Origin of the sequence: Tsukamurella ocularis (genome assembly GCF_024807615.1) — a bacterium.
GTDB classification, from domain to species: Bacteria; Actinomycetota; Actinomycetes; order Mycobacteriales; family Mycobacteriaceae; genus Tsukamurella; species Tsukamurella ocularis.
Map to the genome: position 1 here is coordinate 33650 of NZ_JANUCJ010000006.1, position 13185 is coordinate 46834.

The following is a 13185-nucleotide window of genomic DNA, read 5'->3' on the forward strand; positions in this document are numbered from 1 at the left end:
TACCGGGAGCGGCTTACTTGCCGAGCAGCTTCTTGATGCGCCGCACGTCGGCGGGCGCGACCTCGGCCACACCGTCGAGGCGACGGGTCACGCGCGAGCTCTTGTGCTCCAGGAGGTGGCGACGGCCGGCCTTCTGGCGCAGCACCTTGCCGCTGCCCGAGATCTTGAAGCGCTTCGAGGTACCGCTGTGGGTCTTGTTCTTCGGCATGTTCGTCTCTCTATCGTTGTGTTCAGGCCGGGCGCGAGGAACTCGCTACTCGGCCGGAGCCTCGGGCGCGGCGGGGCGCGCGACCGGGGCTTCCTTGTCCTGCTGCGCCTTGGCGCGAGTCTTCGCGCCCTTGTGCGGGGCGAGAACCATGGTCATGTTGCGGCCGTCCTGCTTCGCGGACGTCTCGACGAAGCCGTGCTCGGCGACGTCGGCGCCGAGGCGCTGCAGGAGGCGGAAACCCAGTTCCGGACGCGACTGCTCGCGGCCGCGGAACATGATCGTGACCTTGACCTTGGAGCCCTGCTCCAGGAAGCGGACGACGTGACCCTTCTTGGTCTCATAGTCGTGGTCGTCGATCTTCGGGCGGAGCTTCTGCTCCTTGATCACGGTCAGCTGCTGGTTCTTCCGCGACTCGCGCAACTTCTGCGCGGCCTCGTACTTGAACTTGCCGTAATCCATGATCTTGCACACGGGCGGGCGGGCGTTCGGCGCCACCTCGACCAGGTCGAGATCCGCCTCGTACGCCAGCTTGAGCGCATCCTCAACTCGCACGATCCCGACCTGCTCGCCGCCGGGGCCGACGAGTCGGACCTCGGGAACGCGGATCTGACCGTTGGTGCGTGTCTCAGTGCTGATGGGGCCTCCTTGAATAGGTGCTCGTGTCTCGTTGCGAGCGGTCTTCACTCGTTGACCGCCGCGCAGCCGACGAGGCCCACCCAAGTCCCACAGCGAAAAGGCCCCGACCAGGCTATTCGCCTGACGGGGCCCACACCGACCGATTCGGGCCCCGACGGCGTACGCCGACGATCGACCCCTCCTCCAACGAGGAGACCGCAGCGGAAATTCCTCACGGATTCCGCGGCGGCGACCGGACCAGCCGACCGGAAGTCGGCGTGGTGGGAGTGGACTCCACTTGCTGCCCCGGACATAGCCGGAGCGGTCGCACATGACAGTGTAGCAGTCGTGAGTGAGAATCCGAATTCGTCCCCCGAGCCCGACACCCTGGAACGCCTGGTCGCGGACTCGCCGTCGATCGAGGTCATCTCCAGCGCCTGGATGCTACTGATGAGCGCCGCGGCGGAGAAGCTCGGCCTGACGGGCGCGGACGGCGACGCGACGACGGCGTTCGATCCGCGCGAGAGCCCGCACTTCGACCTCGACGAGGCCCGTCGGCTCATCACCGCCCTCGCTGGACTGACCACTGCGTCGGTCGAGTACCTCGGGCCCCACGCGGGTCCGTACCGTGACGGCCTCAAGTCGCTGCAGCTCGCCTTCCGTGAATACAGTAGTTACCCCGACGAACCGGGCCGCGGTCCGGGCGAGAAGTACACGGGACCGGTATACAGCTAACCCTCAGGGTTATCCCCCAAAAACACCCTGACCTGTGTAAATAGGTCTAGTGTTCCAGGTCACACGAGGCGTACCGTCACGGCATGACAAGGATGAGAGCGCTTGCGGCCGGCGTATTGGTCGCTGCAGGAGTAATGGCACCCCTGGGGACGGTGGCCGCCACGACGGCGGCCGCCGCTCCGACCCCCGCGGTATCGCACCCCGGGCACGGATGGTGCGAACCGGGACGCTGGGTGGGCGGCTACTGGACCCAGGGCCGTTGGCACCCGGGTTGGTGGGAGCGCGGCTACTGGCGGCCGGGCTGGGTGGATCGCTGGGGCTGGCACCCGGGCTATTGGGTCCAGCCGCGGTGGCACAACGGCTGGTACGAGCAGGGCCGGTGGGTTCCCGGCCGGTGGGAGCCCGGCCGCTGCTACCCGCACCGCTGAGTCGATAACCGAACAACCCTCCACGGCCGACGAACGGGCCCGCAGCCGCTTCCCCCGCGGCTGGGGGTCCGTTCGGCTTTCGCGACGCCACCCGAGGACGCGAACGGGCCCTCAGTCGCATCCCCGCGACTGAGGGCCCGTTCGGCCGTGTTCGCGCTAGGCGCTGGCGACGGCCGCCGACACTGGCGCATGAACGTTATTCGAGTTTGCACTATTCAGACAGGCCGCATCAGCGGGCGGCCACAGGATTCTGCCCGCTGCTGATCTGCCCGCTTGGTCACCGAGAAGTCCAGCGAGTCCCACCCGGGCACGAAACCGCGCGGCTGCCCACGCCGACATCTCGCCTGATCAGATCCGCTGTTGCACGAATCTGTTGAAGTCTTCGGGTGGCATGGTTCCCGCAGGCAAGTTCGGTGGTGGCAGCGGGGGTGGTGACGGGCATGCCGTGGATTTCGACGATGTCGTCGGGCGTGAGTGAGCGGGTGCGGTGGGCGATGACGTCGGCGCGTTTGATGTGGCGGTTTTTGGAGCCGAGTGCTAGGTGATACGGCGGCGCAGGGATTTGTCCGGCGTGGAGGACTTGGGCGGTGACGCCGGTGATGACTTCGCGGCAGTTGGTGGGGCGTTGGTCCATGGGGGTGCGGGTGTCGGCGGCGTACCAGGCGGCGCGCAGGCGGGCGAGGCCGGTGAGCGGGCGGGGGTGGGTGGTGTAGACGCCGCGGTTGTTGGTGCGGCGGATGAGCCCTTCGGCGACGAAGTCGGGGAAGGGCTGGTGGTTGACGCCGCGGCGGGCGGCTTCGGCGGTGGTGACGATGCCGTGGTGCCCTTAGGCGATGTCGAGGACGATCCTGCGTGCCTCGTCGATTGCGGTATCTGCCAGTGCGTCGCCCCCCCTTTAGCCGCGCTGCGCCGCAGGTGTCGCGCGGATCCGGCAACGGGCGTGGAGAGTTGCAGGCGGATCCGTTCTTGGCGGGTGCCGTCGAAGAGCGCGACGCGGTCGCGGGTGATGTCGGCGAACCGGTTGAGGTAGCGGTCGGCCGCCAGGGCGCCGGCCACCTTGTCTGGGTCGGCTATTGCGCGGCATACGTGGGTGAGGGCGTCGATGAAGTGGTCGGTGATGGCGGTGCGATTGTCGTCCCTGCTGATCTGGATGCGCCAGAACCCAACCTGATGCCAGTCGACGCCCAGGATCGCCGCCGAGGCCAGGGCGGGGTTGGCTCCGGAACGAATGAAGAGGTCTGCGAGGACCTGTCGGGGGTCGTGTTTGGACCAGGGGTTGCCGAGCATATAGCCGAGTTGCTCGGGCACGTCTGTCCAATCGGCGCCGGCGGCGATGGTCTCGGCCAGCAGACGTGGCAAGGCTTGCTCGGGGTGCGGCCGGTAGCTGCGCATGAGATCGACAATCGCAGCAGCCACGGTCTGCGCTGGCAGACCGTCGACGATGACCACTTCGTCTGCGTCGATCGGTTGTCGATGGGCGATGATGCCGGGTCGGTTGATCAGTCTGGTGATCGAGCCGAGGGCGAACTCGAAGGGCTCGGCGGGCGGCCGGTGGGCATGGAGGTCGAGCGCGGTGTGGTGGCTAACGATATTCGCCCGCTGGTGTGCACGTTCCCATGGGGGTGCGGTGAGGTCGATCGCGATCCACGCCGCCTGCAGCCGATCACGGGCAGAGAGCAGCTCTGGCGGGAACACCGAAAAGACGCCGCGGTATCCAGTCGGATAGACGGTGCCTCGAGCACCTGCCCGCGAGAGGGCGAGCGAGCTCACCCCTTCAGCTGCGGCGGCGCGGGTGGTGAGCATTCTGCGGCCACGGCGGGCGAGCGCGCGGACCCTCAGATCCGTCACAGCAACGGTCGCTTTCGATCCAGTCACAACGATTCAGCATCACAGATCAGCATCCCGAACGGGAGACGGCACTCCCGGAACGATCAATCCCGTAACCAACTTGTTATGAACCGTTGAGATCGTTGCACAGCAACATAATTCACCGCACGAGCGCCAACACGTAGAGGATGACACGCCACCATCTGTTGCGTGACTAACGAGGCGCATGGTGCTATTGGGGCTGTCGGTGTTCGTGATGTTGTATCGAGTGAGGGCTAGTGGTGAAGGTCAGGAAGCTGGTAACTGTCGGCGCTGTGAGCGCTGCGCTGCTCACGGCGGGGATTCCAGCAGCTCTCGCTGCCCCTGCAGGTCCCGCCGCTCCAGGTGGCGAGCGTTTGGTGACAGTCCTGGATCCGGCACCGAGTGCACCCGCGCAGGCTCGTCCAGGCGTTGCGGTGCGCCCGCAAGCCAAGCCTGCGACAGCGACCCCGCCCAGGACGCCCGCGCCAGCACCGAAGCCCGTCGCCGCACCGGTGGCCGCGCCAGTCGCGCCTGTCAATGTGAAGCCCGGCCCGCCGAAGCCCGCGAACCCCGTGGCCGGCCCGCCCGTCCCGGTGCGGCAGTCAGTGCCGCAACCGGGCGATATCCGCACCGGCGACTTCGCGGACACCTCGCGCGTGCTGACCACTCGGGACGGGTGGAGAGTGACGGTGAGCAAGTACGGCGAAAAGCTTGACAGCGTACCGCCTTTGAACCGCTCCCCCCAGAGTTTCGAAGGCTTCTCGAACGTCGGCGGACAGGTCACCATCGTGCAAGCCGACCCGAAAGTCAAACCCGCAGCCAAGCTCAAGAGCGTCACCTTGACCACGGGCGTCCACGTCGGCTGCGCGGTCACCGCCGACAGCGCCACCATCGGCGGCTCCCTGTCGAACGCCACTACCGCTTCCGTCACCCCCACGGTGACCGCGTCAGGCACCGTCACCGGCCAGGGACAGGGAGGCTCGAGCGGCGGGCAAGGCGGCGGCAGCGTCTCCGGCACCGGAACCGGCAGCCTCTCCGGCACCGTCTCAGACACCGTCACGGAGACCGGCAGCATCTCCGGTGTCATCAAGCCCGGTACCACCAAAGATATCCCCTTCGCCAAGAAGGCTGTCACCGGCCCGAACGTGCAGACCATGACCCGCGACGTGCGGATCGCCGTAGACAACTGCATCGGCGGCGTCCAAGTACGCTCCTACGCCACCGTCGCGATTTCCACTGACCGTACCGACGACACCGTCACCACCTTCGGTAAGCCCGTCTTCCTCGTGCGTCCCTAGAACCTAGAACCGGGGTCGTGAGTACCACTAGATCAGGGAAAGAGTGAGCGCACTGATAGATCCAGAAGCTGCACCGATGAGTGTCAGCACCGACGATGCCGCCGCTCGGCACCATCGCTCTGAGCGGAAAACGTTCGCCTGGAGGATGGTCGGACTGTTCATCGGCGCTATCCTGCTGTGTGGTTGCGCCGCGAGCGTCACCGCGCTGCCGTCCTGGGGGCAGACGATCGGTGTGCCGTGGGTCTTCCTCGGATTCACCCTGGTCATGCTCCTCGCGAGCCAGCTCGCCGTCGCCGGCGGACAAGCCCTCTGGGGCGCATTGCGGGATGACGACGCATGACGACCTCGCCCGAGTCCAATCGGTCAACGCTCGCTTCGTCACCCAGTGGAGCGGCGGAGGAATTCGCGACACGATTCAAGGATCTGTTCGTCGCCGCGGGCAGCCCCACGCTCGCGGCGACGGCCAACGCAGTCGGCGGGAAAATCACGGTCGGCGCACTCTCACATTGGCGCACCGGCCGGCATCTGCCCGCCCAGTTCAGCACCATCGAGCCGGTGCTGACATGGCTCATCGACCGCGCCCAGCGCCGAACAGCCGCGACAGCGAACGCGCCAACAGCATTGTGGCCGCTACGGACCTGGGAAACCCACTTCGAGCGCGCGAACGCCACGGACCCACACCGGCAAGCCGTCCTAGGAGCCCTCGACGCAGCCGATCAGGTCATCACCAGAGCCGACCTGGATCAAACCGCCCTCGCGCATCTAGCCGCGCAGCTGACCGCTGTCGACATCAACGCAGTCGCCTCCGCCACGCTGATCTACCGCCCTCAGCACCCGCCGCAGCTCGCCGCCACCTTCGACACGCTCGCCGCCGCCTACATCCTCACCCAACACTCCGCCACGAAACGGTGGGGCTGGGCATACTCGGAGCTGCTCACCGAATGGGCACCGCTCGTCGACTGGATCACCACACACCGAACCGCGCTCGCAACCCGATCAGCGCTCCTCGACGACGCCGTCCGGTGGGAGCAAGCCGGCAGGCCCGCAAGCCAGCTCTACCGCCACCGACGCCTCACCACGACCGCCAAAGCCCTCCACACCCTCAGCCCACTGACCGCTCTCCCACCATCGGGAAGCGACAACGCCTCGCGCTGGTTCGGACCCGCAACACCCGAACAGATCCCCGCCCCCGCCACCGAATTCTGGAACCGTTCACAAGAACACGCCCAAACAACACTGCGCACCCACAAGGCCATCCTGGCAACAGTATTCGCCGTAATCACCCTCGCCGTCGTCATCTCCGCCATCGCCGGAGCAATGTTAAACTAACCACACACGTTTCGAGCTCCACCGAAACCCTCCACCCCCAACCGTGAAAGCGGGGAATAATATGGACTACCTCGATGTAATCGCCAAGTGGATCCGCGAGTTCAACGACGAGACGGTCGCTAATCCGGCCGAACTCACTGGCACCGAGCCCATCCCCGCATGGTGGGCAGAAGTCACCGGCCCCAACGGGGGCACGTTGCTCGCCAATAAATGGGATGAACTCGCCCCCACTGAGATTTTCCCGCAAACAAAGGCGTTGCTACGGTCCGAACACACACTCGGTGTAGCGATTCTCCGCTCCTACCCCGGCGGCCCTGAGCATCCTGCGCGATGGAACCTCGTGGTCGCACTCGATCACTACCCAGATGACGACACGCAAGAAGGCCCGGTGATCATCCGCCTGGCAGTTCCACTCGATGCTCAAGCAACTCCGCCATGGTGGAGCTTCTTTCCGCCCTCTCTACGTTCCTTCTTTCTCCAGGCGCACCGTGATATCGGCGAAGGCGTGCTCACCGACCCGAGCGCTGGGGTAATTCTTGCGTCCCACCGGTTTGACCTCGATAACCCTGAGGACCTGTGCGCGTTCCAGCCAATGCCCGACCCGCGCGAGCTCGTTCTGGTCGCCGCCCCGGGCGAGGATCAGCTCTACCTCGACATCGGCCAGCAGACCTACCAGGGCTGGGAGGTTCCGGGGATCCACGACCTCGTCGGCGGCCCCCGTCCGGTCGACCTGCTCGAGACGATCGACGCATACATCGTCAACGACTACTCCTCACAGGAGGGGCTGCCCGAGACCGACGCCTCCCAGGCCATCTACCCGCCGCCCCTGCGGCCCCGCAACCCCGCCGTGGACTGGCCCAACGACCCGTTCTGGCAGGACAGGTACCGCCGCTAGCCCGACACCCCCATGCCTTAATTGCCCGTTTATAGCGGGGTGGTGAAGCCCTATAAATTTATAGGGACCGTGGTCTATAAAACTCGATTTCTACGTCCTGATCTGCAGCTTGGTCCGCGCTACGCGGTTCAAGCGGTTGACGTTCCCCTTCAATCCGGTGAACTGCAGCCATCAGGCGCACTCACTTCTCAGCGCGCCCACGTCTGTTGTTTGCGTTCGTCCGTGTGAAGGGGTTCTGTGATCGTGAGTGCTGCTGAGGTTACGAGACCGTCCAGTGCGGGTGAGAAGCCCCGCTCGATAGTCCTGCTGTCCGGGGTCCTGCTGACAGCGCTCGGCATCATCGGGATCGTCGCCGGCGTTCTGTTCTCCATCATCGCGCCGCAACTGCGGCCGGTCCCGCTGGTCTTTCTCGGGTTCTGGCTCGTGATGGTGTTCGTGGGCAAGGTCTTCTTCTCCGGTCTGACACGACTTCGGGAGGCCGGCCGATCCGCCCCTGCCCCCGAGCAGATCCGCGCCGCTGCAGCGGTCCTCGCAATCGTCGCCGCCACCTCCTTCGCCGGGGCATTCGTCGGCGCCGGCAGCAGCTGGGCTACCTGCCCGGGCGATGCGACCTGCCCACCCGGGCCAGGACCACAGCTGACTTTCACACCCCCCACCCAGCAGCAGACCACCGCACCCGGCCAACAAGGCCCGCAGCAGGGCGGCCAGCAAGACAATGGCATCGCCACCTCTCCCGCACAGGGAGGCAGCAACGACGGCGGCAACATCCAGGCCCAGACCCCGCAGTTCGGCACCCCCGGCCAGCAAGCACCCACCGTTCCGGGCAACGAACCTGATCAGCCGGCACAGGGAACAGCCCCCGCTCGCCCTACCGGACAGCAGCCCGAGGTCCGCACGACCGCACCCGGACGCCCCACGCCCGCCACGACCACCCCCCGCCGGCCCCGGATCGAGGCGGATTCGTCCACCTCACGCACCACGACGCGATCACCCGCCGAGTCCAGTGCACCCCACAGGCCCTACACCACAGATAACGACGACGACCGCGACGAAGACGATGACCCGCCGATGTGGGCCTACCTCGTCAACGAGTCAACCGCCCTCACCGCCGGCCGCCGCCTCCGCACCGGAAGCAGCACCCTGCGCCCCGGAAAGGCCGTCGCCGACACCCAAACCGCCTACTTGCGGACCTCCACCCGCGTAATCCCCGGCCGCGTCGTCGATAAACCCGTCACCGGAACCCCAACCACCGGCGACGGACTCCCCAACCCCGACCCCTTCAAGTACTTCCGCGACAAACTCACTGCAGGTCAGCGCCAGGCATACAAGAACATCCGCCCAGGATCTAAATACCGCGATGCAGCCCGCGAACGCGCGATAGCAGAATGGAAGAAGCGAATTGGGCAACCCAACCCGTGGGATCCGAATCACGCACCAATAACTGGAAATGAAGAGATCCATCCGGACCATCTAGTTCCGGTGCGCACTCTGGCGGCCTACCCGGGATTCGAGTACCTTCCAAAAGATATTCAGAGACAAATCGCCGACATGCCGGAGAACACTTGGCCTGTCCCCAAAGATCCAAACACCGACAATGTTGATAAGCCTAAGCCGCTCTGGAAAAACGCGGACGGTAGCGATCTGGACCCGGAACTCATGGCGGAAGCCATTCGTCGGGTCAAGATCGCAGATAGTGCGATTCGAAAGCGGATCGTGAAGGAACTTCTTAACGACCGTGACGCCCTCCTTTCGCTCCTACGGGACATGGGCTACTCGGAAGAAGAGATCAAGAAGATCATGGACCTGCCGCCTGACGCACTGCAGAAGTTCCTTGATGCAGTGATCAACGGTGAGCGGCCGCCGGTGCTGACAACCTCAGGGACAGACGGAAGCGAGTTGCTGCCGAAACCGTCGAAGGCGACCCCTGGTGAGCATCAAGGTGAGGCGCAGGGTGTCTTCGACTCGCCGCCGTTCGGGCCGGATCACAAGCTGCACGCGTCGGACTTCTTCAAGGACGGATGGGAGCCGCCGGCAGCGGTCAGCCAGGCCCGCGACAAAGCCATCGACGCTCTGTGGACGGCCCTACAGAACTCCAAGGGCATGGTGACCACGCCAGAGCTCGATCAGGCATGGCACGACTACCAGGCGATCAACAGCGTTTACCAGGGATTAGTGCAGCAGCACTGGGCTGATATCGGCCGCCCCGGCGGGGTGGCCCCGGATGTCCGAGCGATCTGCATCCCGGCGAACGTGGCGAAGGTCTAAACCCTGTGGAAGCGAGAAGGATGAACGAGCAGAACTCATCATCGTGCTGCGGCACCAACAACAGCGCCACCTCGTCGGCGGCCGCCGGTCAGCGCGGCCGCCACGCCGCAGCACCGCAGGACATGACCGCCGTGCAACGCGGTTCGGGCGTGCATGACAGCTGGCAGGTCCGCGTCGGGCCGAAGCCGTTCCTGATGGGTGACTTCACCGGTGCCGGCAACGACGCCGACGGCGAAGGCCCCGCGCATCCAGTTGGGCTTAACGCCTACAGCATTGACGCGACCACTGTCACCAATGCTCAGTTCGCACGGTTCGTCGCTGCCACCAGCTACGTCTCCACCGCCGAGCAGCGCGGCACCTCATCGGTGTTCTACCTCCAGGTCCCACCGACTGCCACCATCCACGGCACACCCGACCCGCAGGCATGGTGGTGGCAAACGGTCGAGGGAGCGTACTGGCGGGCACCGTTCGGCGCCGGCAGTACCATCGAAGACCGGCCCGACCATCCCGTCGTGCACGTCTCGTACCTCGATGCCCACGCCTACTGCCAGTGGACCGGCCGCGCCCTCCCCACCGAAGCGCAGTGGGAGTGCGCCTCCCGCGGCACCATCCTCGGCGAGACCTACCCGTGGGGTGGACAACCACCCGTCGAGGGTGAACGGCTGAAGGTGAACATCTTCCGCGGCACCTTCCCGGACCAGCCGACCGCGCCGGTCGGCACGCTGCCCGTGATGGCGCTCCCGCCCAACGACATCGGCATGTACCAAACCGTCGGCAATGTCTGGGAATGGACCACCGACGCCTACGTACCGGACCTCTACGCAGAACGCGCCGCGCAAACCCTCACTACCGGAACCGCCGTTGATCCCCACACACCCGGAGATCCCGCACGAGATGAGTTCATCCTCCGCGGCGGAAGCTACCTCTGCCACGACAGTTACTGCAACCGCTACCGCAACAGCGCCCGTATCCACGGCGCACCCGAAACAACCACCAGCCACACCGGGTTCCGCACAGTCCGAAGCTAGCTGAACGCACTGCGTGCAGGCTGCCGACCGTCTCGGGCGGTCGGGTCGGGCAGCGAAGGAAGGTCGAACGATGGAATTGACTGACGTCATCGACTCATGTCGGGCCGGAGTGGAGGCACTTCGTCGTGTGGCGGGCTGATCTGCAGGACGACGCCCCTGTTCCGTCGTGGTGGCTCGACGCGATCGGCCCGGACGGCGGTCATGTGATCGCTGCTCACTGGCGAAATTTGTTCGGTCGGGACCTGTTTCCGCGCTTTGCCGACCTGCTTCGATCTGATCGCTGCGTCGGTGCCGCATTGATGCGGGAAGACTACCTCTACGACAGCGAGTGGTTTCTGGTCGTGGCCTTCGACTACATTCCGAACCCGGACCTGGACGAGTCCGAACGGGAACCCGTCCTCTACGACCTGCGGCCGCCAGTGAGCAAGTCTGCGCCGCTCCCGCCGTGGTGGGATCACTACCCGCCGGACCTCGCCGACTTCTACCTCCGCGCTCACGCCTCCATCGGATGCTTCGGCGAGATCCTCTCCGACCCAAGTGACTGCCGCGCCGAGTCCGCCATCTTCGCGAGCCTGCCAGCTCCTACCCACCAGGACTGGCAGTACTTCGGTGACGCCCCCGACCCCCACGAACTGTTGGAGATCGCCAGACTGAATCAGTTCGAGCTCCTGTTCCTCGATGTCGGCCGACCCACCCACGACGGCTGGGTCCGCTCCTGGCTCGGCGAAGACGGCGGCGTCGACCGCGTCGACATCCTCGAGGCCGTGGATCACTTCCTTATCGACGATTACGATTACCAGTCCACACGCACCTCAGGCCGGTTGGGCCCGGCCCGGCCCCGCGATCACACGCTCGACCGCCCTAATGCCTCGTGCTGGGTCGCATACTCACGGGAGATCGGCGGGCATCCTGGGTGGCCGAACTACTGGACACCGAGCGACGAGGAGCCATAGAGGGCACGATCGCCTCGCAGAGCAATAGCGTTTTCGGTCCGCCATCGCGAGGAGCTCTGATCAGTAGCTCACGACGCTCACAGACAGGAGTGGTTGCTCCCCGTGCACATCGACGACGTTCTCGAAGTACTAGCGCAACCCAACGACAGCATTTTCACTACACCTCCGGCCTCCCCGTCAATACCTCCGTGGTGGCGCGATGTTCTCGGGCGCGACGGCGCCGCGGCAATCGCCAGCGCCTGGGATCAGCTGGCACCGCAGCCCCTGTTTCCCAGGTTCAAGGACTTCCTGCGGTCCCAACATGCACTCGGCGCGGTGATCATCGCCCCGAACCCGCGGCACGACCCGACACAGCGATATGAACTCGGCGTCGCCTTCGACCGTCGCCCCGGAGACGACGACGAGACCGAGCCATGCCTGATCCGGCTCGCCACCCCGCTCGGCACGGACCGAACTCCACCGTGGTGGCAGTACTACCCCGAAGCCCTCCGCGCCTTCTTCACCCACCTACACGCGGAAATCGCTGACACACTCCCTGACCCCAGCTCCTACACCAAGGTTTCACTGGCAAGCCAGGAGTACTGGGGCGATAGCGACAACGCCATGTTCGCATCTCAGACGTGCCCCGACCCCACAGAACTCCTCAACATCGCACGCCGCGGCGACGACGCCCTCTACCTCGACATCGGCCAGCAAACTTTCCAAGGATGGGAAATCCGCGGCGACCGCGAGTACAGCGGCGGCCCCCACCCCGTCGATCTTCCGAACGCGATCGACGCCTACCTCACGCGCGACGACCAGTTCCTCGACCAGTACTACACACCAACCGAACCAGAAGACGCGCCCCATCCCGCCGCGTTCCGAACCCGCAATCCAGCTATCGACTGGCCGGCGGACCCATTCTGGGACTGGCGAACCCACACCACCACCTACCCGATGCCCCTCACGACCGAGGCACAGAACGCCCAGGACTACCGACACCTGCACACCAACGATGATGGTCGAGACCGCAAGCCCGGCAGCAGCGACCAGGACACCACGAACCCGTCCTCGTAGGCGGCAGCAACGGCGGACCTTATCTGGCGCAGATTCCGTTGAAGATCCGAAGCCGGTGCCAGCCAATTAGCCCGGAAGTACACTGCGCGCGGCATGTGCCAGCACACGTTCAACGACCGCCACCAGCACCGATGCCGAAGTCCACGCCGCGAATCCCTTCACGCAGGTTACCAACCAAGGCGCCCACGTAGGCAGACGCTCAGGCAAGGGACTCGCTCAGCGCACAACGCGCGGACCTGCTGTCAACGACGGACTGGACGGCCTGCCTGATTAACGGTACTTGGGCCGTGTCAACGTCGGACTGGGATCGACCCGTCGCCCGTCGGCCGGGGTCTCGGTCATCTCCGCACCCGACGCAGTCTCAAGAACCTGTTGGCCAACTGCGACAACAGCCCTCCCGGGCCGACCATGTTCACGCCTTGTTCTTCGCATGAGCGAGCAAGCGCTCGGCAAGCTGCTTCGGATCGACGTTCTCTGAGGCCACAGCATCGATCATCACCCCCCGGCACAGCGCCGGGCATCGCGAC

13 protein-coding genes are annotated in these 13185 nt (G+C 65.5%); 10 read left to right on the top strand and 3 right to left on the bottom strand.

Annotated elements, in window-relative coordinates; all coding sequences use genetic code 11:
* Positions 1-13: 13 nt before the first annotated feature.
* Entirely contained in the window at positions 14-208 is a 195-nt protein-coding gene (gene rpmI, locus HNP44_RS20325; RefSeq protein WP_224647442.1) for a 50S ribosomal protein L35, read from the bottom strand.
* Positions 209-253: 45 nt separating this feature from the next.
* Positions 254-892 carry a translation initiation factor IF-3 gene (gene infC / locus HNP44_RS20330; protein WP_259144657.1) on the bottom strand — a complete coding sequence of 213 codons (639 nt, stop codon included), beginning with the start codon at positions 890-892 and terminating at the stop codon, positions 254-256.
* Positions 893-1171: 279 nt separating this feature from the next.
* Here infC and HNP44_RS20335 point away from each other — a divergent pair, with 279 nt between their 5' ends.
* Positions 1172-1558 carry a recombinase RecA gene (locus HNP44_RS20335; RefSeq protein WP_259144659.1) on the top strand — a complete coding sequence of 129 codons (387 nt, stop codon included), beginning with the start codon at positions 1172-1174 and terminating at the stop codon, positions 1556-1558.
* Between the two features lie 83 nt (positions 1559-1641).
* Positions 1642-1986, top strand: coding sequence for a hypothetical protein (locus HNP44_RS20340; RefSeq protein WP_224647437.1), 345 nt, complete (start codon positions 1642-1644; stop codon positions 1984-1986).
* Positions 1987-2523: 537 nt separating this feature from the next.
* Here the strand turns inward: HNP44_RS20340 and HNP44_RS20345 are convergent.
* Positions 2524-3834 carry a hypothetical protein gene (locus tag HNP44_RS20345; RefSeq protein ID WP_259256930.1) on the bottom strand — a complete coding sequence of 437 codons (1311 nt, stop codon included), beginning with the start codon at positions 3832-3834 and terminating at the stop codon, positions 2524-2526.
* Positions 3835-4517: 683 nt separating this feature from the next.
* Here HNP44_RS20345 and HNP44_RS20350 point away from each other — a divergent pair.
* The 8 genes from HNP44_RS20350 to HNP44_RS20385 all read left to right on the top strand — a co-directional run bounded on the left by HNP44_RS20350 (position 4518) and on the right by HNP44_RS20385 (position 12658).
* The gene (locus HNP44_RS20350; RefSeq protein WP_259144662.1) at positions 4518-5132 is read left to right on the top strand and encodes an MspA family porin; all 615 of its coding nucleotides are present in this window, start codon (positions 4518-4520) and stop codon (positions 5130-5132) included.
* Between the two features lie 76 nt (positions 5133-5208).
* On the top strand, positions 5209-5472 hold the full coding sequence (locus tag HNP44_RS20355; protein ID WP_259144664.1) for a hypothetical protein: 264 nt from the start codon (positions 5209-5211) through the stop codon (positions 5470-5472).
* On the top strand, positions 5469-6461 hold the full coding sequence (locus HNP44_RS20360) for a hypothetical protein (RefSeq protein WP_259144666.1): 993 nt from the start codon (positions 5469-5471) through the stop codon (positions 6459-6461). Before HNP44_RS20355 ends, HNP44_RS20360 begins: the two co-directional genes overlap by 4 nt.
* 61 nt (positions 6462-6522) lie before the next feature.
* Positions 6523-7356 (top strand): hypothetical protein, encoded by an 834-nt coding sequence (locus tag HNP44_RS20365; RefSeq protein ID WP_259144667.1) that lies wholly within the window; start codon positions 6523-6525, stop codon positions 7354-7356.
* Positions 7357-7599: 243 nt separating this feature from the next.
* Positions 7600-9621 (top strand): hypothetical protein, encoded by a 2022-nt coding sequence (locus tag HNP44_RS20370; protein ID WP_259144668.1) that lies wholly within the window; start codon positions 7600-7602, stop codon positions 9619-9621.
* A gap of 20 nt (positions 9622-9641) precedes the next feature.
* Positions 9642-10649 (top strand): formylglycine-generating enzyme family protein, encoded by a 1008-nt coding sequence (locus HNP44_RS20375; protein ID WP_259144669.1) that lies wholly within the window; start codon positions 9642-9644, stop codon positions 10647-10649.
* A gap of 125 nt (positions 10650-10774) precedes the next feature.
* Positions 10775-11602, top strand: coding sequence for a hypothetical protein (locus HNP44_RS20380; RefSeq protein WP_259144671.1), 828 nt, complete (start codon positions 10775-10777; stop codon positions 11600-11602).
* A 102-nt stretch (positions 11603-11704) separates the two neighbouring features.
* A complete protein-coding gene (locus tag HNP44_RS20385; protein WP_259144672.1) occupies positions 11705-12658 on the top strand; it encodes a hypothetical protein in 954 nt (317 codons plus the stop codon).
* The last annotated feature ends 527 nt before the right edge of the window (positions 12659-13185 follow it).

Bases quoted from the DNA above. Each gene is read 5' to 3' on its own strand.
- rpmI (WP_224647442.1), bottom strand. From the start codon at position 208: ATGCCGAAGAACAAGACCCACAGCGGTACCTCGAAGCGCTTCAAGATC.
- HNP44_RS20340 (WP_224647437.1), top strand. From the start codon at position 1,642: ATGACAAGGATGAGAGCGCTTGCGGCCGGCGTATTGGTCGCTGCAGGA.
- HNP44_RS20355 (WP_259144664.1), top strand. From the start codon at position 5,209: ATGAGTGTCAGCACCGACGATGCCGCCGCTCGGCACCATCGCTCTGAG.
- HNP44_RS20360 (WP_259144666.1), top strand. From the start codon at position 5,469: ATGACGACCTCGCCCGAGTCCAATCGGTCAACGCTCGCTTCGTCACCC.
- HNP44_RS20365 (WP_259144667.1), top strand. From the start codon at position 6,523: ATGGACTACCTCGATGTAATCGCCAAGTGGATCCGCGAGTTCAACGAC.
- HNP44_RS20375 (WP_259144669.1), top strand. From the start codon at position 9,642: ATGAACGAGCAGAACTCATCATCGTGCTGCGGCACCAACAACAGCGCC.